Here is a 23,108-nt window from a genome sequence, read left to right as displayed (position 1 = left end):
CAAAAAGGTTTTATTGATGATACGATTAGGAAATCTCCTGATTTATTCCCTGTTGATTACTTTGTGTGGTTGTAGTGGGGGAGATGCTTCAGGTGACAAACGCACTGTAACCACAGTGCCCGCTTCAGGGGTTTTAACATTAGACGACAAGCCCTTCGGTCCAATCCATATTGATTTGTTACCTCTGCAAAAACAGGGCGACAATGTCCGGATGGCTCGATCTAATGTAAATGCTGATGGAACTTTTGTGCTGGGAACCTACGAAGAAGACGATGGTGCTGCTCCCGGCAATTATAAAGTCGTTCTGGGAAATATGGGGGAAAATATGATGGAAGCTCCTCCCGCAGTCGCTGATACTCAAGTATTAGTGCCTGAAGGTGGTGGAAGTGATATTAAGATCATTCTGAAATCAGCCAAGGCAGATACTGGAACAGGCAGTTTACTCGCGCCTGATCTAAAGAAAGAGAAATAAACTACAACTGTTTTACAATTACGATGGCTTGAGCAGTCGGTGTTCTTCACTGGCTGCTTTTTTTATTGACCTGACTGAAAGGAGAGTTTCAGCCAGCGTTATCGATCTGTTGCTTTTCCAGAAGCTGAGCTCTAGATCGCATCACATTTAACCATAGTGTCGTTCAATCTAATATACTCGTCTCATATTGCCTTGGAGACGCTACAGTAAAACTGGTCACAGTCTAATAGTTGGGTGAGATAATATTCTTTTTAAAGTCTTTAATTGAATTGGCGATTATATGTTCACATAATGTGTTCCGGTTAACTGTTTTTTTGTTTCCAGGAAGGATAGCCATGTCGTTTCGAGTTGAAAAATTAAGATATCTGTCCGGGATCACACTCTTATTGGCCTGTCTGTTGCCTTTAGTGGCGAAAGAAAAACAGGAACGCCCAGCGGAAGATGATTCCAAGATTGAGATGATGCGCCATCTACTTAATGCCTGGTCGATCCGAACCAAAGAGAAGCGTACAGAACCGCTCCGCTTCGTTCAGAAGCCGGTTATGCAGTATCAGGATCCAAGGTATAAAGTGACAAAGGGGGCCATCTGGCGTCTGGGTGAGAAGGGGAGGCCACGTGCCTATGTCGCCGTAGAGATGGATCATCCACAGGATACGGCAGGGCGTGCGACTTTTGAATTTGTATCCATGTCAGAAGGTCCCTTTCGCATCGAAGGGCAAAACGTCAGTTGGCAGCCCTGGGAAGTGGAGGCAAAATTCCAACCCTTTCCCGATGGTCCCCAACCCGCCTATACCCTGGAAGACCGGTTAGATCAGATGGAGCAGATGGCCATCCGATTTTCGGCAGAAGAAATGCTGGGAAGAGAGCTGATCCACCTGAATCTGCATCCAATACCATTCGACCGCTATCAGACCACAGAGGATAACAATTCAGATGCCGCTGTATTTTTCTTCGAACGCGGATTCAATCCTGAAGTCTTTCTCATCTTCGAGACCGATGGCAAGACCTGGAACTATGGTTGTGCCCGTCTGTCAGCTGCTGCGAACCTGGTAAAACTGGACGGGAAAGAAGTCTGGAGTTGTCCCAAGATCAGCGTGCGTCCCAAAGAAGATCAGATTCGCTACCAATGGACGAACGGTTATACCGCGAACCGTCATGTGTTTCATCTGCCCAGAGAGTTACGGTCATCGCAATTCCGGTTCGACCAAAATAAATTGGTTCCTGCAAAGAGAATTCCCTCAGAAACGAAGCCGCAGCAGGTGCCTGTTAAACCTGAGGTCGTAAAACCTGTACCGAAAAAAGCAACTGATTCTCCAAAATCAGACAATCAGTAAAATGCCTGTTATTGAACCGTTTCAGTTTTTATTTCCCAATGCAGTACAGGAATTCCTGTCGATTGCCTGATTCTCTGATGGCGGCCCGGTGGAAGATCTGGTTACCGCAAAGTGCAGGAGTGGCAAAGCACTCATCACCTAGCTGATTTTCAGCGAGTAGTTCGAACTGATCGGGGTTTGCCCGAAAGACGAATGTTTTACCCTGTTCGTTGGACAGATAAATATTGCCGTTCGCGAGTACTGGTGATGAGGAAACTTTTCCACCCAGTCGAGATTTCCACTGTTCTTTTCCCGTTTGTGCGTTCCAGCAGTAGGCGATGCCGTTATCATCGACCGCATAAAGATAACCCTTGTACGCCAGCATCGATTGCTCATAGCATTTCACTCGATTTGTCCAGACAATTTTTCCGGAACCGTCAGCTTTGACGGCCATCGTCCCTTTCAAGGGAAAACCGCCACTGGTGAAGACCAGATCTCGGTCCCAGACCATCGTCCCGCAACTGACGATCCACATTGCCGGGGCGGACCAGAGGACACGTCCGGTCTGGGGATCAAAACTGGCGACTTTGGCGTTGCCACTGAGCAGCATTTGATCGCGGCCCGCGATCCGAGCTACGATCGGGGGTGAGAAGTTCATTTTCTCGGGCCGGTTGATCCGCCAGACTTCGCGTCCCGTCTGTTGATCAAAGGCGGCGATAAACCCATTCTTCTCGTATTCTGATGTGACAATCACGGTTCCCTGATACAACAGGGGAGAAGGGGCATAGCCAAACTGATATGCCAATGGCAGATAACCGCCGGCTTTGATCTGCCATTTTTGTTTGCCCTCCAGATCAAGGGCCGTCAATTGAATCCGATCGAATTGCGGAAAGACCGCAAATACCATTTCTCCATTCGAGGCCAATGTTGGTGAAGCGTGCGTATTCTTCTGGTGAATCTTTGGGGCAAAATCACCTTGATTGACATCGGTTTTCCAGAGTTGCCGCCCCGTTGCACGATCAAAGCAGACTACCGATTGAACTTGTTTCTCTTCGTCTGCGGTGGAAATCAGAACACGGTCATTCACCACAATCGGCGATGAGTGTCCCCGCCCGGGAATAGCCGCCTTCCAGTGGATGTTTTGTGATTTGCTCCATTTAACGGGAGGGGTTTCCCCCTCAGCTGCGACATTATTCGCATTCGGACCCCGCCAGACACGCCAGTCATTATCTGCGGTTGCAATGTTGGTGGTTAGGCAGAGCATCAGAGTACAGGTTAACCAGTACTTAGGGATCGGAAGAGACATCTTATGACCTTTGGTTCCAGGAAATATCGTCGAGCTGCGGGAGGCTTGAGAACTTTCTCGGTTTATTGTGGTCGAGCTGACGACATGGTGCAAGCCGATTCAACGGTCTTCTTTGACTCCTGAAAAAAGAGAGCCCCTGATACAAAAATGTACAACCGTTGCGGGAGCAATCGTTCTTCGTTTCCGTTTGGCATTTTTATTTAGTACGTGACAGATTGACTTCGAGTTTGTTAGAATGAATTTGTTCAAGAATGCGTTGAGTATGCGCCAGCATTTCCAATCACAGTTCTGTGGTATCAACGCTTATTAAGCAAGGCAATCCATTCAAAACTGAAGTAGCGTTGTGACGATACCTGAAAATTCTGCTGAAATTTCAGGGGAGGCGGTATGCGCCTGTCGTGTCTCCGGGAAGCGGAAGTGAGGGCCAGGATGATTTTTGTCAGAGATCTTACGCGGGTTTTCGAATCCGGGAATGAAGATGTTCTTGCCGTCGATCGGGTTTCTTTTCACGTGAAACCAGGCGAAGTTTATGGATTGCTAGGCCCGAATGGTGCGGGTAAAACAACGACACTCCGCATGATCCTGGGGCTATTGAAACCCACCAGTGGTGATGCGGAAGTGGAAGGGTTCCAGGTTTCCACTCATCCCGATGAAATCAAACGTCGTGTGGGGCTGGTCTCAACCAGTGCCGGCCTGTATCAATGGTTGACTCCCCGCGAGATCCTGACTTTTTTTGCGGACGTGTATGGTGTCCCCGCGATGCAGGCAACCGATCAAGTGGAAAAACTCTCTCGTTTGTTCGGGCTAGCTGCATTTATGGATCGCCGGTCAGTCACCTTGAGTACCGGACAAAAACAGCGTGTGAATCTGGCACGTTCTCTGATTCATGATCCTCCCGTCATGCTGATGGATGAACCGACGCGAGGGCTGGATGTCGTGGGCAGCAAGGTAATTTTTGATTATATCGATCTGCTCCGTAATGAGGGAAAAGCTGTCATCGTCAGTACACATCGACTGGATGAAGCCGAACAGCTCTGTGACCGGTTTGGCCTGTTGCACAATGGAAAAAAAGATTACGAAGGCACTTTAGCAGAGCTGCAGCAGTGTACTTCCTGCCAGACACTGACACAAATCTTTCTGCAATTACTCGATGCGCCCGTTGAGAATGCAAATAAAGTACCCGCTGCGCAAAGGGAACTGATTTGATGGCGTCCCCCTATGATCAGGATTCTGATGACCGCATTTACACACCGACCAGATCTTTTCGATTTTCAGGACTGCTACGAAAAGAGCTGCGTGAAATTCTGCGCGATCGGCGGACAGTCATTACTTTAATTCTGATGCCATTGCTGGTCTATCCTTTACTGGGTTTGATGCTACAGAAGTTTTTTTTAAGTCAGGCTTCGCAGCTGAATGAAATCGAATATCGAATTGTTTTGCCTAATGAATCAGAAGGGCAAATGTTTCGAGCGCTGTTTGAACAGGGTGAGAAAATCTTAGCGGAGCGGAATCATTCCCTTACGAAACTGAAGCCGGTAAAAGAAAAGCAGTCTGATAATGCACTGGCTGCATTTCAGAATGTCAAACCAGTTGTGAAGTTCATGATTGCCGAATCTACGGGCGAGAATCACAACATATTAAAACTGGTTCGCGAAGGTGTCGTCGATGTGGGTGTCCGTTATTTTCCGATCGAAGTCAAAAATGAAAAGGCACAACAGAAAGAACATAGTGGGCGATTTCAGATAATTTATGGTGCACAATCTGCGCACAGTCGACGTGCTGCGGAGTATGTGGAAGAACGGCTCCAGGCTGTGCGTTGGAATTATCGGGACCAGATGCTGACCAACCTGGGAGAGAGTCAAACCGTACCTTTTGTCACATCAGTTTCTTCGGTGAAATCAGAAATGGGACAGGCATACTCGCTGGTGACCATCGTACCACTGATTTTAATTCTGATGACAATGACGGGAGCAGTCTATCCCGCCATCGATTTGACTGCCGGGGAACGTGAGCGTGGGACACTGGAAACACTTATTTCTGCACCGCTGCCCAGAATGTGGATCTTGTGTGCCAAATTTATTTCCGTGCTGGTTGTTGCAGTCATGACGGCATTGGTCAATATGACTGCGATGCTGGCAACTGCCTACGCCAATGGACTGGAAACAGTGCTCTTCGGCGAAGGTATGACACTGTTTGTGCTGCTGGAAATACTACTGTTACTGGTGATCTTCGCCGCTTTCTTTTCCGCGGTGCTGCTGTGTATTACCAGCTTTGCCCGCAGTTTTAAGGAGGCACAAGCTTATCTGATTCCGTTGATGCTGATTTCGATGGCTCCCGGAATTCTGGGGATGGTTCCCGATCTGAAGATGACGCCTATGTGGGCGGTGGTCCCACTGGCAAACATTGTGTTGTTAAGTCGGGACTTTCTACTACATGAAGCAGAACCGCTGTTATTTTTTATATCAGTGTTTTCTACTTTATTTTATGGCATTGTTGCACTCAGTCTCGCTGCACGGATTTTCGGAACGGATACTATTTTGTACCAGAGTGAAACTTCATGGTCCGATTTCTTTAAACGATCCCGCAAGACTCATCAATATCCCGCATTGAACAACGCCATGCTTTGTCTGGCAGTGATGTTTCCTGTCTTTATTCTGTCCGCTGCATTTGTGGGGCGTCTCAGGGAGCTGACAATTTCACAGCGACTACTGGTTTCCGGAGCGTTGACTTTTTTTCTGTTTCTGTTGATTCCACTGCTGTTTGCCTGGTTGGGCGGGGTAAATCTGAAGACCGGATTTCGTTGGATTAAACCTCGCCTGATACCCTGTCTGGGGGCAGTACTCCTGGGATTTACTTTATGGCCGTTTGCTTATGAAATAGAAATATTTGCGTTAACCGATGCGAGAATTGAAACACTTTCTCGTCTGTTTGAATCAATGAAAATCGAACTGGCCGCCGTTCCTTTATGGGTTAAGCTGATGTCACTGGCTGTCATGCCGGCTGTATGCGAAGAACTGTTTTTCCGCGGGTATCTGTTAAGCGCACTACTGCATCGCTTTTCCAGTTTATGGGCGATCCTGTCCTCCTCAATCCTGTTTGCGTTATTTCATGTCATTGTCCGCGATTCCCTGTTCATCGAACGTTTTTTTCCCAGCTTTTTCATGGGGCTTTGTCTGGCATACGTGAATGTACGGTCCCGCAGTGTCATTCCTGGCATTCTGTTGCATATGATTCACAATGGCCTGTTGATCACTCTTGCCAGTTATCAGAATTACTTTGCTGACTGGGAAATCAATATTGAAAATCAGAAACATTTACCTGCCAGTTGGCTTGTCGGATCTTTTCTGGCTGTGGTCACAGGCTTTGCGCTGGTACGTCTCAGCACTCGAAAACCGTCACTCCCTGCAACTGAAACGCCTGCTGCAGAGATGGCTGCCAGTTGACTGAGATCCGGCTTGTCGTTTCAAAAAACTGACCTGTCAGTTTCATTCCAGTCTGAATACTCTTAGGATTGAGAGGAAGATTTTATTCCTGAATAGACTGGCTTTCTTAGAAGAAAAATGTATTCATCCCAAGACTGGAGAGATAATGTTCTCGAGATCTGTCCTTTGCCTGCTGTTGATTATTACTCCTGGATTTCTATTTGCAGCACAGCCATCTCAACCGAATATTGTGGTGATTCTTGCGGATGATTTTGGTGTGGGTGATATTCAGGCTCATTATCCCAACAATAAAATTCCGACGCCCTGTCTGGATCAACTGGTTAAGCAAGGGATGAGTTTTACAGACGCCCACAGCGGTTCTGCTGTCTGTTCGCCGACCCGTTACGGGTTATTGACAGGTCGGTATAGCTGGCGAACCCGATTGCAGGAATGGGTGATCGCGGCTTATGAGCCTCCTCTCATTTCTGAGGATCGACTGACTTTGCCGGGCTTGCTTAAGTCTATTGGGTACCAGACTGCGTGCATCGGGAAATGGCATCTGGGCTGGAACTGGCCTGGGCCACAGTCGAGTCAGATGCTGGAGCAGAAAAATGGCCAGTGGAAATATGAATGGGATTTTACGAAACCGATTCAGGGAGGGCCTACCGATCGGGGATTTGATTATTTCTTTGGAGTCGATCTCCCAAATCTGCCTCCGTTTACCTTCATCGAAAATGACCATGTGCTGGTGCAACCAACGGCCGAATTTAAGCTGGATGCCAGTGAAGGCATTGTTTTACCGCGGGCATTCGTTGGAGCTCCGACTGCGCCCCACTGGCGAATGCAGAATATATTGCCCGAAATTACTCAGCGCGCGGTCAACTATATCGGGCAGCAATCTCAAAAAGAATCTCCTTTCTTTCTCTATTTTTCCATGACTTCTCCCCATGAGCCAGTCGTGCCTTCAGAAAAATTTCGAGGCAAAAGTGGAATCGCTCCAATAGCTGACTTTGTCATGGAAACAGACTGGTCAGCAGGTCAGATCATCCAGGAAATAACTCGGGCAGGTATCAAAGATAATACCATTATTATATTCACAGCAGATAACGGACATTCCCACTACACCGGTTGGAATGAACTGGTGCAGGCAGGGCATCATCCGAGCGGCCCCTATCGAGGTCATAAAGGAGATATCTGGGAGGGAGGGCATCGTGTGCCTCTCGTGGTAAGCTGGCCGCAACATATTCAAGCTGGCAGCAGTAGTCAGCAGATGGTCTGTCTGACGGATATACTGGCGACCTGTGCGGAAATTGCGGGAACGGACCTACCCCTGAAGGGCGCGGAAGACAGTATCAGTTTTCTCCCCGCCTTATTGGGAGCAGCGAATAAAGGTTTGCGTCGGACCCTGGTAAGCCATTCTAATCATGGCGAATTTGCTTATCGTGACGGACCCTGGAAGCTTGTGTTCAAATTGAGTGGTCGAAATCTGGAACAGTCGCGCGGTAAGCCGACGATCGTCGAACTATACAATCTGGATTCAGATATCGGTGAAGAACAGGATCTAGCAGAAAAATGCCCTCAACGTGTCAGTCAGATGGCCGCTGATTTTAAGCAATTAATCGAGAGAGGCAGCAGTCGGGCAGGGCAGAAAGCCGCGAATGACACACAGGTTCGATTCGACGTCACCCAGAAACAACGTTGGGCACCTACAGTAAAAGAGTGATCTGTTCTGAGTACCTGGAGCACATCACATTATAGCATAGCGTCTCGCGAATTATTATACTCGGCCCCACTGCTTCTGGAGAAGCTACAGTAAAACTGGACACGGTCTAAGGCGAAGTTTCCTCCTGGGAGTCCCCGTTGGAAATTCGATTGCCTCGGATTATGGAATCACTTCCAAAACGACTGGCTATCTGATCCTTAACCTGATCCAGACGCGAGAATTTCTGCTGATCTTCTTCATCAAATAACGATTTCTGTTGCTGCGAACCGCTTTGAAATCCTGTCACTCCGACACCAATGAGCCTGATGGACAGGGGCCGATCGGGTAACTTCTGATCCAGCAATAGTAAGGCAGATTCTTCAATTTCTCTGGTAAGGTCTGTCGGTTGAGCGACTGTCATCGACCTCGTAAAGGTGGAGAAATCATCATAACGGATTTTCAGCTGAATGGTTTTACCACGCATTTTATTTTTGCGCAATCGACGCGCCACATCGTCGACCAGCCCCATCAAAATGGTTCTTAATATTTCGAGATCATTGACGTCGCTGGAGAATGTCGTTTCGTGGGAAATTGATTTGGCCTGTTTTTCCGGAACGACAGCCCGGTCGTCCAGCCCTTGCGCAAGTTGCCACAAGTGAGCACCCTGTTCGCCAAACAGCTCAGTCAAGACTTTTAGATCTAATCCTCTCAGTTGCGCAATGGTCTGAATGCCGCAACGGTTAAAACGTTGCGTAGCCACTTTTCCGATCCCCCAGACTCGGGAAACAGGCAGTGGGTCAAGAAACTCCTGGATCTTATCTGGTTCGACAACGACCAGTCCGTCAGGTTTATCAGCATCGCTGGCGATTTTGGCCAGAAATTTATTGGGGGCGACACCGACCGAGGCAATCAACTGCAAACTCTGTCTGACTTCCTGTTTGATCGCGGTAGCAATTTCTCTCCCGTTCCCGAAGAGAAGTTGGCTGCCAGTGACATCAAGGAACGCTTCATCCAGTGATAGTGGTTCCACCAGTGGGGTATATCTACGAAAGATCTTCTGGATTGATTGTGAAACCTCAGCATAGGCACTCATTCGAACAGGAAAAAAATGTGCCTGGGGACACAGCTGTCTGGCTGTTTTCATAGGCATGGCGCTATGTACTCCAAATTTTCGCGCCGGATAATTGGCTGCGGAAACGACGCCCCGGTGTTCGGCCCGACCGCCTACGATGATGGGCAGACCCTGCAGTTCCGAGTGATCCCGTTCCTCGATTGATGCGTAAAACGCGTCCATGTCTACGTGTAGGATTGTTCGCATGGTGAAAATCGCCGCTGTTCTATTTCTTAATGTCACTTATAAACGAATCGCTTACAGTCTGATGTTGCTTTACGATGTTTCTGCTGGGGGGGGCAGTCACCTTCCTATTCCGCAATCATGTTTTTCCAGCTTTCATTTTAGCAAGAAATTTCTGTGAGACGTACAGAAAAGAAAAAGTCAAATCAGATATAAACGCAGCTTGATCTTTGCAATGCTGTTTCCCTGTGCCTTATAATTGCTGCATATCAGTCTTGTTCCTGCCTGAACGCGATTCACGGATGTGAATTGTTGTTTCAATTCTTAGTTAATAAGGAGTCTTCCGTGAGTAATCATAAACAGAATCGTCGTGACTTTTTGAAAACTTCGGGCGCTGCCATTGCTGGTAGCAGTCTTCCCTTCTGGTTCCATATAGATCCCGCCAGTGCATACAAATTTAAAGCAGCCAATGATCGTCCCCTGGTAGGTTGTATCGGAACAGGCAGCCGCTGGAATGCAGTGGGACCGAGTGCGATGAAGTACGGAGACGTCATTGCGGTTTGTGATGTGGATGCCGCCCATGCTAATAAGGCTCACGATAAAGTGAGAGATATTCAGGGTAAAAAAGGAAATAGTAAGGAAGTTGCGGTCTTCGAAGATTACCGGAAGATCCTGGACAATCCCGATATTGATATTGTTACGATCGTGACTACCGATCACTGGCATACCAAGATCGCGATTGAAGCGATGAAAGCTGGTAAAGATGTTTACTGCGAAAAACCTTTAACGCTGACCATTGATGAAGGGAAGCAGATTATCAAAGCATTGAAAGAAACGGGACGTGTCTTTCAGGTGGGAACACAGCAGCGCAGTGAAATGGGGCAACGGTTCCTGAATGCGCTGGGGGTCATCAAAGAAGGTCGTCTCGGTGATATTACTGAAGTCGAGTGTGTGATCGGCGGTGTGGATCCCAGCGGTTCGATTCCTGTTGCTGATGTACCCAAGACTTTGAACTGGGAAAAATGGCTTGGTCAGGCCCCGCTTACTGATTATCGCTGGAAGGCGGGAGAAGGGGAGAAAGGCAGACCCAAGACTCGTGGTCATTACGAATTCCGCTGGTGGTATGAATACTCAGGGGGCAAAATGACGGACTGGGGTGCCCATCACGTAGACATTGCCCAGTGGGGGATTGGCATGGATCATTCCGGACCCACTCAGGTGATACCAATTTCCGCTGAGCATCCGATTCCATTGAAAAATGGCATGCCGACCAAAGACGATGCTTACAATGTTGCTTCCAAGTTTGAAGTTCAGTGTAATTTCCCGAACGATGTCAAGATGACGATCAAGAGTGAGGGACGTAACGGCATTCTGTTTAAGGGAACGAAAGGACGCATGTTTGTCAGTCGGGGTGACCTGACAGGTAAGCCTGTTGAAGACCTTAAGGACAATCCGCTCGCGAGTGACACCATCAAGAAACTCTACAAAGGCCGTCAGCCAGGCGATCATATGCGTAACTTCTATGAGTGCGTTGACGCACGGGAACAACCCATTTCTGATGTAATGACGCATCATCGTGCCATTACTACCTGCCACCTGGCAAACATTGCCATTCGTCTGAATCGATCTCTGGAATGGGATCCGAAGACAGAGCAGATCATTGGTGACGACGAAGCCAATCAGTGGCAAAGCAGAGAGCAACGTAAAGGCTACGAAACCAACGCGTAGACGATCGTTGTGATTTAGCAGACAAAGCGCTCGGCCTGGAGGGGGATTCGTTCCCCTTCAGGCTATTTTTATAGATTGCTGTAATTCGTCCTGTTTGATTTCGATGACGAGTTATTTACTGTTCAAATCAAAGGCGAAATGATTTTCCTCACCGGAGCTGACATTGATATCGAGGGTGCTCTTCTCGTTATAAGCCGCTGGTAAATATTGTTCCATCGCAGGTTCTTTACCTGTTCCCTCTGCGTTATCAACCATTTTATCTTTGGACTGCCTTCGTGCGGTAATCTGGACTTTCCAGTTACCGGGTTGCATTTCTGTACTGAAGTCCCCCTCCTTCACGCTGGCAAAGTACGATTTATTTTCGCCTGAAGGATCCTTGAAAAGAATACTGGCATCTGGCAGAGGGGAACCATCAAGTTTGACGGTCCCCGTTACTGTCTCCAGGGGGGGACCTTCAGGACTACTGTTGCATCCTGTAAATGCTGTAGCGAACAGGATGACGGCAAGTGAGTAAGATGTGAAACGAAGCATCATGGTTTGCAAACTGTCTCTTAGAAATTGAAATTGTCGATCGACGTGAATTATCCGTATCAGGTCAAAAATTGATTCAGATGATGTTGGTTATTAAAACTCGCCGAGGACTTCCTGCCCGGCACGAGTCGAAAGTGCCTGCCAGGTTCCCAGATCGATATTATTTGAGATAAAGCGTACCGCACCATCTGCGAGCAGAATATGCACTCCACCGACGTGAAAACTGCGGGAATAGGTTCGCCTGGTTCCCGTACATGTAACAGGTCCCGCATTGGTACCTGCACAGGGAAACTGGGCCATGTCATAATTGGCACATGAATAGTTGCAGTCTGGTACAGGAGAGTTGGGAGGTTCTGCGGTATTAAAAGCACTGCCATGATGTGTTGAGCCGCCACCCCAGTAGTTTCCCACTTCACCCCAGGGGGTGCTCGCACTGGGACCATTCGGGCGTGCTACACCTTCCCCTCCCATAATTGTATTTGAAGTTCCATCAGTTACATCGCGGAATTTCGTTTTTGAATAACGATAGAACATGCCATCACCAGTTGCACTGCCCCAACTCTCATTTGTTTTGCCTGCACACATTCCATAATTACCTCTGAACGCAATAGAAAAATTCGCGCTTGGATTTGAAGGACATACGAGAGCCGGGATGATTGAAAATCGATGCGAGGAGCCATGCGTGTAAGCAAAATCTTCCTGGATATAAGCATTGTAAAGTGGTGCCTGATCAATATAGGGAAGTATCTGCTGCATCCAGGTTTCGCGGCTTCTGGTGTAGGGGCCATAGCCGGTATCCCAGGCCCAGCCGTAAGGGAGGACACTGTGGGTATCAAGATAGTTGTGCAGGGCCAGGCCAATTTGTTTAAGATTATTTTTACAACTGCTTCTGCGGGCGGCTTCACGTGCCTGTTGTACGGCTGGCAGAAGCAGGGCAATCAGAATCGCAATAATTGCGATGACAACCAGAAGTTCAATCAGTGTGAAGCCACGTTTCGCTTTATTTGGCTGGAGTTTCATCGGGCATTCTCTTCTTCGGAACTAAAAATAAATTTGTGGTGTATGATTATTTTTGCGCAGGCAGGTAGAGTGCTGGAATTTAGGGTAACACGATGGAAATAGGTGAGCGTTTTGATGAATTATTGAGCAGGTCAGATTCTGATTATTCTCAATAATTGATAGTTCAGTAGCAAGCATATCCTGTGCCAATCCTGATTCGAGGAGAGTCGAAGTGAATCGGAATTACTGGCAGGAATATCTGGTTATTTCACATCCAGAGGTGGATTCGAGACTGCAAATCTTCAGATAACCTTTTTTTGACCGCATTCTGAACCTGGTTGTCGTGATAGCGCGTGCTGAAGTGTGCCAGAATAATCAATTCATTCTGAAATCGTTCTGCGCGTTCGACAATATCATCCAGGTGCATGTGTCCGAACTTATGGATTTTCTCCCTACGGTGTTCGGGGCGGTAAAAAGTCATTTCTGTAATCAGTACCTTGGATTCATACGCGGTTTCGAAATGATCCAGTCCGGCAGGGGCGGTATCTCCCGTGTAGCAGACCAGGGGGACGCGAAGCTCTTCGCTGACCTCAATACCTGAAATGCGCGCATCTCGAATCTCTGTTTCCGGTTTCCCTTGAAATTCAGCTTTCAACTTTTTTCGGCAGTCCCAGACCTGAAAACCAAGTGAAGGAACCGTATGTTTGGTTTGAAATGCGGTGACAGCGTGTTCCCTCGAAAGTTGTACTTCTTCCCCATCCTTTAAGCCTACCAGGTCACACTCCATACGCCCCTTGTCGAGTTTTTGCCAGCTTTTCAGCATTCTCCAGACAGGGTCCACCACTTCCTCCGGCAGGTAAATTGTGGGCGGGCTCATTTTCATCATACGCCGACGGGCAACAAAAGCAGGGAGTGCCGCCATGTGATCGAGGTGCGCATGGGTAATGAAAAAAACGGCTGTCCCCATGAAAGACCAGGGACTGCCACCGAGGTCAAAGCCAAGTTTGAGTTCAGGGATTCTCCAGTAGCTTTGAACGGCGGCCCGTGAGTAGCCCTCAATGGTGAAGCCTTTATATTTCACAGATTGCAGAGGCAGATTTTCGAGCATAATCGTACTGGTGAATTCAAAACTTATTGATGGCTCTGAAACGGGATCGGAATCGTGTTGATTCTCCGATTGTTGTTCAGGCGGATATAAGTCTGTTTTTTAAATGGTCAAATTGAACTTCAGAAATTGAAAGACTGTCAGGTTAACCCAATTCTTTCCGTATACCAATAAATACACCGCCGGAATTCGCAAAGCGTTCGAGATTCGGCGGTGAGTTCTCGGTTATATTGACCTGACAGGCAGTGATGACACTTATTTAACGGGTATGGATCGGCCTGTTTGAATACTTTTTGCTTCGGCGTAGCAGATTTTCAGGGCATCTCTGGCCAGTGCGCCTGATAATGCCTCCGGTTCGACGCCACTTTCAATTGCATCGACGGCTGCCTGTAGTTCCAGTGTGAACGCTGCACACCAGGCATCTCCCCCTTTAAGTTTCGGGTGTTTGAGTTGCCCATTTTTGGTAATCAGAGTGAGGGGTTGACTGACGACCCACTCCTTATTTTTGCCCACTCCCATCGTACCAGCACCGAATAGAACGGTTGCATCTTCAAAGTAGAGTTCATAACCATGTGCAAATTCCAGCCCTCGAGTAGCAATTCCTCCACTGACGCAGCTGACTGCCAGATTCGGGTCATCATAATCGTAAACAGTGTGTACGTGGTTAATGAAGCCTTTGTTTTCGATTCCTCGTGAGGTGACTTTGGTCGGCACACCACACATTAGGCTGATCAAGTGGTTATCATGTATGTGCAGGTCAATCCCCCAGCCGCCAAGTTTCTGGAAGTCCTCGATGTTTTCAGACCATTTGGGGGGAGCCATCACTCGACGGAAATGGGCCGCCAATAACTTCCCATATTTATTACTTCGCACGCATTCGACAGCAAACTGAAATTCCGGGAAAAAGGGCAGTACCTGGGCGACCATGAATTGCACCCCGGCTTTTTCTGCGGCTTTTACCATCTTATTAGCAGCTTTCAGATCGATGGCAATGGGTTTTTCTACCAGGGTGTGTTTTCCAGCCCGGATGGAATCCAGTGCGACCTGTTCATGCATTTGAGTCGGTAGGCAGATGTCAACGAGGTCTATCTCGGGGTCCGCCAGCAGCTCATGGTAATCGCTGTACTGCTTCACTTTGGATAAGTCGACCTGAGAACCTCGAGGGCCAAAATTTCCTTCAATGCTGCTCCAGTCTCCTGCCAGTTTTTTGGAATCCCGGGTTGAAATCGCGGTGATCTTCGCTCCTTTGAGTTTTCTGGCTCCTTCAAAATGAGCCATTCCCATAAAACCGATGCCGATAATTCCAATACGAACCATTATGTTCCCCTGGTCATGTGGTCGAAAATCTGAGTTAGTTAATGCGGTTTCTAAAGACTGACGACCGTTGCTGAAATCGTCAAGCTTTTCACGAGGGGTTTTTCAGCTTCTTGCTCTATCTTTCAGATTGACTGATGTGACTGGAAGAAAAAGTGAAAGAACTCATTGTTGATTTCACAGGCTAGTGCTTCATCAGGCTTGGAATTGAGGGTGGGATTACGTGCTCCGCTGTCGCACTCTCGTGATATTTATCACCCCAAATTTTAAATATGACACTCCACTGGTGTGTTGGCACCTTGCTGATTACGAGCCTGCCTGTCCGGTATATTGGAAAACAGGTGTGTTGATATTCGATTGGCAGGGTTCAGCTGATAGATTTACGGCTTTTTATTGCCTGTGTTTTAAGCAGTGGGGTGGTTGCGTAATAAATAAGCACTAGCTTGGGGTGCGTGAGTGGTTTGGGTTGTTTTGTAAGGGTTGCAGGGGTTGGTTTGGTAATTTTTCAGTCTGGGCTAGACATCGGAAAGCGAAAAGTGTTATCATACTGATGTCGACGTCGTAGTGATGGCAGTTTGCTGAGGGGGAGAAGGCCTTTTTAGCAAATTTCCTAGATGAGTACTCTTTAACTACCCTCATCCTGCAAGTTGCTTCGACCTTATTTAATAAGGTAACAGGGAAGTATGAGGGACCAGACAACGAAGGATTCGAAAAGAAATGCTTGTATTATCACGAAAGCCCGGTGAACGAATTCGTATTGGCGATGATGTAACATTGACGATTGTTCGAATCGGCCCGAATTCAGTCAGATTAGGCATTGATGCACCACGCAGCATGAGTATTGTGCGCGAAGAGCTGTGTATCGATTTTTCGGATCTGCCAGAAAAAGAGCAGTTTACAAAAGAAACCTCTTCACCTTAGGTTTGCTGTCTGTCCGTTCTCACATCCTGGAGCGTTCCGTCTCCTTGATCGCACACTCGTCGCAGATCTGAATTGTATTGTTCATACATCACTCTTCCCTCTTTTGTAAAAGCGGTCGATATGTCTGCTGAGTCAGAGCAACTCGATCCACCTGTGCGCATTACCCTGCGCGCGATTTATCATGGACGCGTGCAAGGGGTGGGGTTTCGCTATCGGACGACGCGACTTGCACAAAAGTATCCAATTACCGGATATGTAAAAAATCTGCCCGATGGCACGGTAGAGTTGGTGGCCCAGTCACAGGATAAGCCCGTTCTGGAGCAGTTTTTTGATGATATGATGCTCATGTTCGCGGCAAATGTCACAAATGTTTCCATCGATGAAATTGACTCTGAGCCACATTTTCTGCAGTTTCAGGTCGAGCGCTAAACACGATGCAATTGAGCAGTGTCAGGTTGGTGTAAAGCCAATTTGGCAAATTATAGCGAACATGCCTTCCAGATTGGGGAAATCAGGGCTCGAATGACCCTGTATTCTTTACTTTCCCCACCTCTTCTCGGTAAAGTGATCAGTGAACTACGGGCTGTTGGTAGCGGTTTCGGGTATAAAAGCCTTTAACGAGACAAGTTTAAAATAAAACCAACATCCAGGTAAATTAAATCGTACATGACAGGGGAGAAGCTGCGCCTGGGATAGATACAGGCAGGTTCTTTATTGTGGACTCGATACATTATTATTAACTGATTGGTGAATGAACGATGGAAAGCCTCCTGGTTTTTTCAGCAGAAACAGCTGACTTGACGTTAACGGTTCAATGGTGGTTGACCGGAGCAGGTGTCTTGCTCTACTTGGTACTGCTGTTTGGGGTGGCTTCTTTTACTCAGGCAGGCGTCATTGCCAGGGCGACCACAAAAGAAGCAATTCGCCAGCCGGTTTTTCTATTGTTGATGGCCATGGGGCTGCTGTTGCTGCTGCTGAACACGTTTCTGCCATTCTTCTCCATGGGAGATGATGTCAAAATGTTGATGGACTGTGGCCTGGCAACGATTTTAATTTGCAGTCTCTTACTGGCAGTCTGGTCTGCCAGTACCAGTGTTGCAGATGAAATTGAAGGCAAAACAGCAATGACTCTGCTTTCCAAGCCAATCAATCGTCGGCAATTTATTATTGGGAAGTATCTGGGGATTCTTAAAGCGGTCGTCTGGCTGATGTTGCCGATGGTGATTACTTTCCTGCTGCTGGTTTACTTCAAAGTCGGGTATGACGCACGTGAAGCTTCGCAGGACGCACCGACCCATGCTGAAAAAATGGCCGCGGTCTGGTTGATTCTACCTGGCATTCTTTTGATTTATATGGAAGTCGCAATTCTGGCTGCCATCAGTGTCGCCATTTCAACCCGACTACCGATGATGGTGAATATGATTATCTGCTTTGGTGTCTATATTATTGGTCACCTTACTCCTAATCTGGTGCAAGCTAAGTCAGAGGGGCTGGAATTTGTGAAATTCACCGGGCAGCTGATTGCCACAATTCTACCGAACCTGGATAACTTTAATATGTCGCCAGCGGTTGCAACAGGAACTGTGGTTCCGCCAGTCTATATTGGTCATTCGGCATTAAGCTGTCTGCTCTATTCCGGAATAGCGATTCTGGTTGCTTTTATTCTTTTTGAAGACCGTGACCTTGCCTGAGTTGCAGCGAGCGGACTTCTTACACTCATGAATTAAAACAGATTCGGTGGGTCCTGTGTCAAATCGTCAGCCCAACGCATTTCATCGTGCTTTCCCCGCACGGGAATTCTTTCGTGGATCTGCCAGGTCGGTCCTGTTCTGGTCGCTCGTCAATGGCCTGCTGCTCATTCTGTTGCTGGTCGATCTGTTTCTGATTATTGATCTGCTCGACCACCGGGGACGAATTACACTCCATGGTGAGCAGAACGTCAGAATGTTGCGGGAGTTGAGCGCAGTTCCTGCTGCTGTGAACCTGCCTGCAGGAAATGAACAGGAAGAAACAGTTCCAGAACCGGCGCACGTTCAGGCAGAGGCAAAATCTTTAGAGCCAAAGTCCGTGCCGCAGCCGGAAGCATCCCCGCCAGCGGAAATGCCCCAACTACAGATGGTGAGTCTCAGTGACTCCGGGATTTTGCCTTCAGTCTGGTGGACGTATTCCAAATATCAGATAGGTCTACTGCCACAGTTATACCAGCGGGTTCCGCTGCTGCAGGAAAATCAGTCTGCGCTGTTTACATTGATCTGTTTTGCTTTGGTGGTTGCCAGTATTCGCGTTTTGATCCGTTGGAGATCACGGCAGAAGAGTTTGAAAATTTCGCATCAGGTTTCGATGACTTTGCGAAATATGATTCATCGACAAGCTCTGCGCCTGGGGCCAGGTGACCTGTCAGGTAAAGAAACGGAACAGGCATTTCAATTGTTTATTCGGGATGTGGGTACGGTCCAGCAGGGGGTGTTTCAGTGGGTTTATGGCCTGTCGCGTCATCCGATAACTCTGCTGATGTTACTGTTGTTTGCGGTTTCGATAGACTGGAGACTGTCATTACAGTGTATGATTCCGCTGGTAGCAGCCTGGTACTTTTTGTTGCAGCATCGTAAAAACTATGAACAGGAGCAGGCAAAAACAGTGGTTGCGATTGAGTCGGAATTGTCTTTGCTTGCTGAAAACCTGCGTAGCACCCGACTGGTGCGCGGCTTCGGAATGGAAACGGCGGAACATGACCAGTTTCAAAAACACCTGCAGAAATATACTGATAACATCGCGACGCTCAAACGCGTTGAGGGGTGGGGGCATCGGGTGGCGCGAGGACTGGCAGTGTTCTGTTCATGCATGGTTCTATTCCTGGTCGGGTATAAAGTGCTGGTGAGTCCAGACAGCCTGCCTCTGTCCGCAGCTGTTTTGATGACGGGGATCTTTGCTTTTTTCTATCTGCCGGCAAATGGCTTATACCAACTGATTCAGACTCACGATGAATCGAACATTGCAGCGAGTTCGATCTATCGATACCTCAATCAGATCCCCGCTGTAGGACAGGCTGTCGGAGCCAAGTTTCAGGAACCCCTGTCGCAGGCGCTGCAATTTGAAAATGTCAGTTTCCAGTTAAATTCCAATAGCCCTCCATTACTCAAAGGATTTGATTTAAAAATTCCCGCAGGTACCAGTACGGCCCTGGTCTCTCTGGAAAAACTGGCTCCACGTGCCGTGAGTTATCTGATACCCCGGTTTATCGAACCTCAGTCGGGTCGGGTTTTGATGGATGGTGACGATACAGCCTGGGTGACTTTGGAATCTTTGCGAGCAGAAGCAATCTTTGTGAGTGGAAATGATCCCTGTCTGACGGGAACCGTTAAAGAGAATATCCAGTGTGGAGATGAGCGGTACTCTCTACAGGAGGTAATTGCAGCTTCCAAGGAAGCACACGCACATCAGTTTATTCAAAATTTATCTCAGGGGTATGAGACCTCGCTGGGACAGCATGGTGAAGAGTTGACTGTGGGCGAATGTTTTCGTCTGGGGCTGGCACGGGCACTATTGCGAAAGCCTGCATTGCTCATCATAGAAGAACCTGAAGAGATGCTGGATGAAGATACCAAAACTCTTCTTGATGATGCCTATTCACGAATTTTTCAGAATCGTACCGTCCTGGTGATCCCTTCCCGAATTACAACGCTCCGCCGTGTCAATCAGGTTGTTCTAATACATGAAGGCAAGGTCGAAGCGGTTGACAGCCAGTCAAATCTGTTAAAAAAATCTGCCCTCTATCGCCACTGGGAATACACGCGCTTCAATCAGTTCAGGCATACTCAGGAAACTTCGAACGAACGTTGAGTTAAAGAATCAGTTATGGATACGCTTCATTCACCTGTAGTCGAACATGCGATTCGGCTGGCTGCGGTGGCTCATAAGTCTCAAAAACGGAAGTCTTCCGGCATTCCTTATATCGCGCATCCCATGAGTGTCTGCCTGATCCTGATGAAGGCTGGCTTCGATGATGAGTCGATTCTGGCAGCTGCTGTTCTGCACGACGTTGTAGAAGACACGGATCTGTCCATTGAAGATCTGGAAGCGCATTTTTCAGAGGACGTTGTGCAATACGTTCAGGAAATGACAGAAGAAAAAGAGACGGAAGAAGGGGAGAAACGAAGTTGGCCGGATCGCAAGCAAACTCACATTGAAGTGATGCAGCAGGCAGCACTGGGGACAAGAGCCATTGAACTGGCGGACAAGCTTCACAATCTGGAAGCGATGCTGTTTGACTTGCAGACGGAAGACCGGCAGGAATTCTGGGGACATTTTGGAGCCAGTCCCGATGAAATAATACAGTATTATCGTTCGATGATTGAAGCTGCAGGCCAGTCCGATTTTGAATTGAAATCACTGGTAACGAACTGTAACACCCGACTTGAAGAATTGAAAAAGTATCTGCCTTCAGCATGAAGAAGTATGCTGGCACTTTCGGTGTTGCGATGTCTGTTGTTTAATACAGTTGTGTCGACTGCGCTTCTACTGTGATGATATCAGTGACTGGGCAGTGTCTACTGTGTAAAATAGAAAGCGAATGAACCATGCAAGGCAAACAGGAGTATCCCGACTGGTTTCTGTGGTTATGGGAAAAGTGGTTTGTTCTGTTTTTACTGTTGGGAGCTCTGTCTCTGGTTTTTATTGGTGGAGCCGTTTATCTGGATAATCGATTTTCGCAGGTTCAGAATCAGCTTGAGTATGTACCCCCACGAAGTTATCAGCCACCGGATCTTAAAAATTATCAGGCTGACAAATCAGATCTGGAGAAACTGACACGAAGCCAATCTCTATATGTTCCCTGCTATTCACACATCTATTATCACGGCGGCGCTCCGTTTCTGCTGGAAACCACATTGAGCATTCGAAACATTGATCGCAATCAGACAGTCTACATCACTACTATTGATTATTTTGATACCGATGGAAAACTGGTTAAAGCTTATCTAGATCAGCCTATCAGGCTCACTCCGTTTCAGACGATCGAATTTCTGGTAGAAGAGAAAGACAGCACTGGAGGCTCTGGCGCTAATTTTCTGGTTACCTGGAACGCTGGTGAAGGTGTGAACCAACCCCTTGTTGAAACTGTGATGATCGGTACCTCCGGACCTCGTGCGATTGCCTTCAGCAGAACTGCGACACAAATTTCACAAGACGAGGAATGAGTTCTTCTGCAGAATTTGTTTTTCGATAAAACTGGATTTACAGATTTCGTTCCGAATCAGGAATAGAAATTATGATGAGATCGTTGAGTTCTCTTACGCGTTATCTATTGAAAACTCTAATTCATTTCTGAAACGACAAATCCCGAGAGAAGAATCATGCTGCGACTGACTCTGACTGTGTTGATGACTGTGTTGTTAAGCCTGGTGAACAGCAAGGCCACTGCAGAACATCCAAATATCATTGTGATTATGGCGGATGATCTGGGGTACGGTGATGTTTCCTGTTACGGTGCCACAGAACTGAAGACTCCGCATATTGATCGACTGGCTGCAGAGGGGCTGCGGTTTACCAGTGGCTACTGCTCTGCTTCGACCTGTACTCCCACACGCTATTCCTTTCTTACCGGCACTTATGCTTTTCGTGGAAAACGTACCGGAATCGCGCCTCCTAATGCCCCTGCGATTATCAAGCCAGAAACGGAGACCGTAGCATCCATCCTTAAACGTGCGGGCTATACCACTGCCGTGATCGGCAAATGGCATCTGGGACTGGGGAGTGAAGCTGGTCCGGACTGGAATGGACAGCTGAAACCGGGGCCGCTGGAAATCGGTTTCGATACCTGTTTCCTGCTGCCGACCACGAATGATCGGGTGCCTCAGGTCTATGTCAAAGATCATCGAGTACTGAATCTTGATCCTGCTGATCCTTTATGGGTGGGGAGTAAAAAGCCGAGTCCCGATCACCCTACCGGACTGACGCATCGAGAGACGCTAAAGATGGACTGGTCTCACGGGCATAATTCAACTATTCACAACGGTATCAGTCGCATCGGCTTTTATACTGGTGGTCACGCTGCCCGATTTCGTGATGAAGATCTGGCTGACAAGTGGGTAGAGAAATCAGTCGAGTTTATCGAACAGAACAAAGACAAGCCATTCTTTCTGTTTTTTGCCTCGCATGACATTCATGTTCCACGGATGCCTCATGAACGGTTTCAGGGAAAGACGAAACTGGGATTCCGCGGAGATTCCATCTTGCAACTGGACTGGTGTGTTGGTGAATTGATGAAAACGCTGGATCGACTGAAGCTGTCTGACAATACGCTGGTTGTGTTTTGTTCCGACAATGGCCCCGTTCTTGACGATGGCTACAAAGATGGAGCGATCGAAAAGATTGGAACTCATCGCGCAGCGGGACCTTATTCAGGTGGAAAGTACAGTGTTTACGAAGGGGGAACACGAACGCCGTTCATTACCCGCTGGAAAGACCGCATCAAACCAGGAGTGAGCGATCAGATGGTGTGTACGATCGATCTGGCAGCCAGTCTTGCTGCTCTGACAAATCAAAAGCTGCCACAGGAGGGAGTTCTCGACAGTATGAATCGGATTGGAGCCCTGCTGGGAGAACCGGGGGCTACCGGAAGAATCACTCTCATTCAACAAAATAATGGCAATAACGGGACATACGCGCTCCGAAACGGAAAATGGAAATTGCATCGTTACGATAAGCATCAGGCCAGAAATATTATCGTTGAAACGGAACTGAGTAATACATCGGTTCCCCGCTATCAACTGTTCGATCTGGAACAGGATCCGGCTGAAAAACGGAATGTCATCGAACAGAATCCGAAACTCTCGGCAGAGCTAAAGCGGGAGTTGGATGACTTCATCAGTCGGGGTAGCAGTCGGCCTGGCGCAATGGTAAATTCCACAAAATGACTGTAGCATGCGGACAGCTATGAGGCAGAACATTCGATGTCGTTTTAAAACAGTGGTGTCTTCATTTGTGAATTCAGTTCATTCCTG

19 protein-coding genes are annotated in these 23,108 nt (G+C 47.8%); 13 read left to right on the top strand and 6 right to left on the bottom strand.

The window, feature by feature from the left end; all coding sequences use genetic code 11:
* Positions 1 to 16: 16 nt before the first annotated feature.
* Together ACN0YH_RS07640 and ACN0YH_RS07635 are read left to right on the top strand one after the other, a co-directional pair.
* Positions 17 to 472 (top strand): hypothetical protein, encoded by a 456-nt coding sequence (locus tag ACN0YH_RS07640; protein WP_417378976.1) that lies wholly within the window; start codon positions 17 to 19, stop codon positions 470 to 472.
* Between the two features lie 335 nt (positions 473 to 807).
* The gene (locus tag ACN0YH_RS07635; RefSeq protein ID WP_417378975.1) at positions 808 to 1,806 is read left to right on the top strand and encodes a hypothetical protein; all 999 of its coding nucleotides are present in this window, start codon (positions 808 to 810) and stop codon (positions 1,804 to 1,806) included.
* A 28-nt stretch (positions 1,807 to 1,834) separates the two neighbouring features.
* On the opposite strand, the gene ACN0YH_RS07630 is transcribed toward ACN0YH_RS07635, so the two are convergent.
* Positions 1,835 to 3,091: a PQQ-binding-like beta-propeller repeat protein gene (locus tag ACN0YH_RS07630; protein ID WP_417378974.1), complete on the bottom strand. Its 1,257-nt coding sequence runs from the start codon at positions 3,089 to 3,091 to the stop codon at positions 1,835 to 1,837.
* Positions 3,092 to 3,520: 429 nt separating this feature from the next.
* On the opposite strand from ACN0YH_RS07630, the gene ACN0YH_RS07625 reads away from it, so the two are divergent.
* The 3 genes from ACN0YH_RS07625 (at position 3,521) to ACN0YH_RS07615 (ending at position 8,236) form a co-directional block, all read left to right on the top strand.
* Positions 3,521 to 4,297, top strand: coding sequence for an ABC transporter ATP-binding protein (locus tag ACN0YH_RS07625; RefSeq protein WP_417379353.1), 777 nt, complete (start codon positions 3,521 to 3,523; stop codon positions 4,295 to 4,297).
* Positions 4,297 to 6,534, top strand: a complete 2,238-nt coding sequence (locus tag ACN0YH_RS07620; RefSeq protein WP_417378973.1) for an ABC transporter permease subunit/CPBP intramembrane protease — start codon at positions 4,297 to 4,299, stop codon at positions 6,532 to 6,534. Before ACN0YH_RS07625 ends, ACN0YH_RS07620 begins: the two co-directional genes overlap by 1 nt.
* 145 nt (positions 6,535 to 6,679) lie before the next feature.
* The gene (locus tag ACN0YH_RS07615) at positions 6,680 to 8,236 is read left to right on the top strand and encodes a sulfatase family protein (RefSeq protein ID WP_417378972.1); all 1,557 of its coding nucleotides are present in this window, start codon (positions 6,680 to 6,682) and stop codon (positions 8,234 to 8,236) included.
* Between the two features lie 106 nt (positions 8,237 to 8,342).
* Here the strand turns inward: ACN0YH_RS07615 and dinB are convergent, their stop codons facing one another.
* On the bottom strand, positions 8,343 to 9,533 hold the full coding sequence (gene dinB / locus ACN0YH_RS07610) for a DNA polymerase IV (RefSeq protein ID WP_417378971.1): 1,191 nt from the start codon (positions 9,531 to 9,533) through the stop codon (positions 8,343 to 8,345).
* A gap of 321 nt (positions 9,534 to 9,854) precedes the next feature.
* Here dinB and ACN0YH_RS07605 point away from each other — a divergent pair, with 321 nt between their 5' ends.
* Positions 9,855 to 11,237 (top strand): Gfo/Idh/MocA family oxidoreductase, encoded by a 1,383-nt coding sequence (locus ACN0YH_RS07605; protein WP_417378970.1) that lies wholly within the window; start codon positions 9,855 to 9,857, stop codon positions 11,235 to 11,237.
* 111 nt (positions 11,238 to 11,348) lie between these two features.
* On the opposite strand, the gene ACN0YH_RS07600 is transcribed toward ACN0YH_RS07605, so the two are convergent.
* The 4 genes from ACN0YH_RS07600 to ACN0YH_RS07585 all read right to left on the bottom strand — a co-directional run bounded on the left by ACN0YH_RS07600 (position 11,349) and on the right by ACN0YH_RS07585 (position 15,189).
* The gene (locus ACN0YH_RS07600) at positions 11,349 to 11,771 is read right to left on the bottom strand and encodes a DUF1416 domain-containing protein (RefSeq protein WP_417378969.1); all 423 of its coding nucleotides are present in this window, start codon (positions 11,769 to 11,771) and stop codon (positions 11,349 to 11,351) included.
* 90 nt (positions 11,772 to 11,861) lie between these two features.
* A complete protein-coding gene (locus ACN0YH_RS07595) occupies positions 11,862 to 12,788 on the bottom strand; it encodes a DUF1559 domain-containing protein (protein ID WP_417378968.1) in 927 nt (308 codons plus the stop codon).
* Between the two features lie 247 nt (positions 12,789 to 13,035).
* A complete protein-coding gene (locus tag ACN0YH_RS07590; protein WP_417378967.1) occupies positions 13,036 to 13,875 on the bottom strand; it encodes an MBL fold metallo-hydrolase in 840 nt (279 codons plus the stop codon).
* A gap of 252 nt (positions 13,876 to 14,127) precedes the next feature.
* Positions 14,128 to 15,189, bottom strand: coding sequence for a Gfo/Idh/MocA family protein (locus ACN0YH_RS07585; RefSeq protein WP_417378966.1), 1,062 nt, complete (start codon positions 15,187 to 15,189; stop codon positions 14,128 to 14,130).
* A 714-nt stretch (positions 15,190 to 15,903) separates the two neighbouring features.
* Between ACN0YH_RS07585 and ACN0YH_RS07580 the strand changes: the two genes are divergently transcribed.
* The 7 genes from ACN0YH_RS07580 (at position 15,904) to ACN0YH_RS07550 (ending at position 23,021) form a co-directional block, all read left to right on the top strand.
* A complete protein-coding gene (locus tag ACN0YH_RS07580; RefSeq protein WP_417378965.1) occupies positions 15,904 to 16,107 on the top strand; it encodes a carbon storage regulator in 204 nt (67 codons plus the stop codon).
* A gap of 120 nt (positions 16,108 to 16,227) precedes the next feature.
* A complete protein-coding gene (locus ACN0YH_RS07575) occupies positions 16,228 to 16,536 on the top strand; it encodes an acylphosphatase (RefSeq protein ID WP_417378964.1) in 309 nt (102 codons plus the stop codon).
* 329 nt (positions 16,537 to 16,865) lie between these two features.
* Positions 16,866 to 17,798, top strand: coding sequence for an ABC transporter permease (locus ACN0YH_RS07570; protein WP_417378963.1), 933 nt, complete (start codon positions 16,866 to 16,868; stop codon positions 17,796 to 17,798).
* A 55-nt stretch (positions 17,799 to 17,853) separates the two neighbouring features.
* Positions 17,854 to 19,947: an ABC transporter ATP-binding protein gene (locus tag ACN0YH_RS07565; protein ID WP_417378962.1), complete on the top strand. Its 2,094-nt coding sequence runs from the start codon at positions 17,854 to 17,856 to the stop codon at positions 19,945 to 19,947.
* 15 nt (positions 19,948 to 19,962) lie between these two features.
* The gene (locus ACN0YH_RS07560) at positions 19,963 to 20,556 is read left to right on the top strand and encodes an HD domain-containing protein (RefSeq protein WP_417378961.1); all 594 of its coding nucleotides are present in this window, start codon (positions 19,963 to 19,965) and stop codon (positions 20,554 to 20,556) included.
* A 128-nt stretch (positions 20,557 to 20,684) separates the two neighbouring features.
* Complete coding sequence (locus ACN0YH_RS07555; protein ID WP_417378960.1) at positions 20,685 to 21,302, top strand: DUF3124 domain-containing protein; 618 nt, start codon at positions 20,685 to 20,687, stop codon at positions 21,300 to 21,302.
* A gap of 156 nt (positions 21,303 to 21,458) precedes the next feature.
* Positions 21,459 to 23,021 carry a sulfatase family protein gene (locus ACN0YH_RS07550; protein WP_417378959.1) on the top strand — a complete coding sequence of 521 codons (1,563 nt, stop codon included), beginning with the start codon at positions 21,459 to 21,461 and terminating at the stop codon, positions 23,019 to 23,021.
* The last annotated feature ends 87 nt before the right edge of the window (positions 23,022 to 23,108 follow it).

Source organism: Gimesia sp. (assembly GCF_048262075.1).
Taxonomy (GTDB): Bacteria; Planctomycetota; Planctomycetia; order Planctomycetales; family Planctomycetaceae; genus Gimesia.
Note: the sequence above shows the minus strand (reverse complement) of the source record. Positions and strands in the feature narration are given on the sequence as shown.

What these genes read in the sequence shown, in the direction of transcription:
- ACN0YH_RS07555 (WP_417378960.1), top strand. Translation starts at nt 20,685, where the DNA reads ATGCAAGGCAAACAGGAGTATCCCGACTGGTTTCTGTGGTTATGGGAA.
- ACN0YH_RS07635 (WP_417378975.1), top strand. Translation starts at nt 808, where the DNA reads ATGTCGTTTCGAGTTGAAAAATTAAGATATCTGTCCGGGATCACACTC.
- ACN0YH_RS07630 (WP_417378974.1), bottom strand. Translation starts at nt 3,091, where the DNA reads ATGTCTCTTCCGATCCCTAAGTACTGGTTAACCTGTACTCTGATGCTC.
- ACN0YH_RS07575 (WP_417378964.1), top strand. Translation starts at nt 16,228, where the DNA reads ATGTCTGCTGAGTCAGAGCAACTCGATCCACCTGTGCGCATTACCCTG.
- ACN0YH_RS07620 (WP_417378973.1), top strand. Translation starts at nt 4,297, where the DNA reads ATGGCGTCCCCCTATGATCAGGATTCTGATGACCGCATTTACACACCG.
- ACN0YH_RS07595 (WP_417378968.1), bottom strand. Translation starts at nt 12,788, where the DNA reads ATGAAACTCCAGCCAAATAAAGCGAAACGTGGCTTCACACTGATTGAA.
- ACN0YH_RS07570 (WP_417378963.1), top strand. Translation starts at nt 16,866, where the DNA reads ATGGAAAGCCTCCTGGTTTTTTCAGCAGAAACAGCTGACTTGACGTTA.
- ACN0YH_RS07550 (WP_417378959.1), top strand. Translation starts at nt 21,459, where the DNA reads ATGCTGCGACTGACTCTGACTGTGTTGATGACTGTGTTGTTAAGCCTG.
- ACN0YH_RS07590 (WP_417378967.1), bottom strand. Translation starts at nt 13,875, where the DNA reads ATGCTCGAAAATCTGCCTCTGCAATCTGTGAAATATAAAGGCTTCACC.
- ACN0YH_RS07585 (WP_417378966.1), bottom strand. Translation starts at nt 15,189, where the DNA reads ATGGTTCGTATTGGAATTATCGGCATCGGTTTTATGGGAATGGCTCAT.
- ACN0YH_RS07615 (WP_417378972.1), top strand. Translation starts at nt 6,680, where the DNA reads ATGTTCTCGAGATCTGTCCTTTGCCTGCTGTTGATTATTACTCCTGGA.
- ACN0YH_RS07625 (WP_417379353.1), top strand. Translation starts at nt 3,521, where the DNA reads ATGATTTTTGTCAGAGATCTTACGCGGGTTTTCGAATCCGGGAATGAA.
- ACN0YH_RS07640 (WP_417378976.1), top strand. Translation starts at nt 17, where the DNA reads ATGATACGATTAGGAAATCTCCTGATTTATTCCCTGTTGATTACTTTG.
- ACN0YH_RS07560 (WP_417378961.1), top strand. Translation starts at nt 19,963, where the DNA reads ATGGATACGCTTCATTCACCTGTAGTCGAACATGCGATTCGGCTGGCT.
- ACN0YH_RS07580 (WP_417378965.1), top strand. Translation starts at nt 15,904, where the DNA reads ATGCTTGTATTATCACGAAAGCCCGGTGAACGAATTCGTATTGGCGAT.
- ACN0YH_RS07600 (WP_417378969.1), bottom strand. Translation starts at nt 11,771, where the DNA reads ATGATGCTTCGTTTCACATCTTACTCACTTGCCGTCATCCTGTTCGCT.
- dinB (WP_417378971.1), bottom strand. Translation starts at nt 9,533, where the DNA reads ATGCGAACAATCCTACACGTAGACATGGACGCGTTTTACGCATCAATC.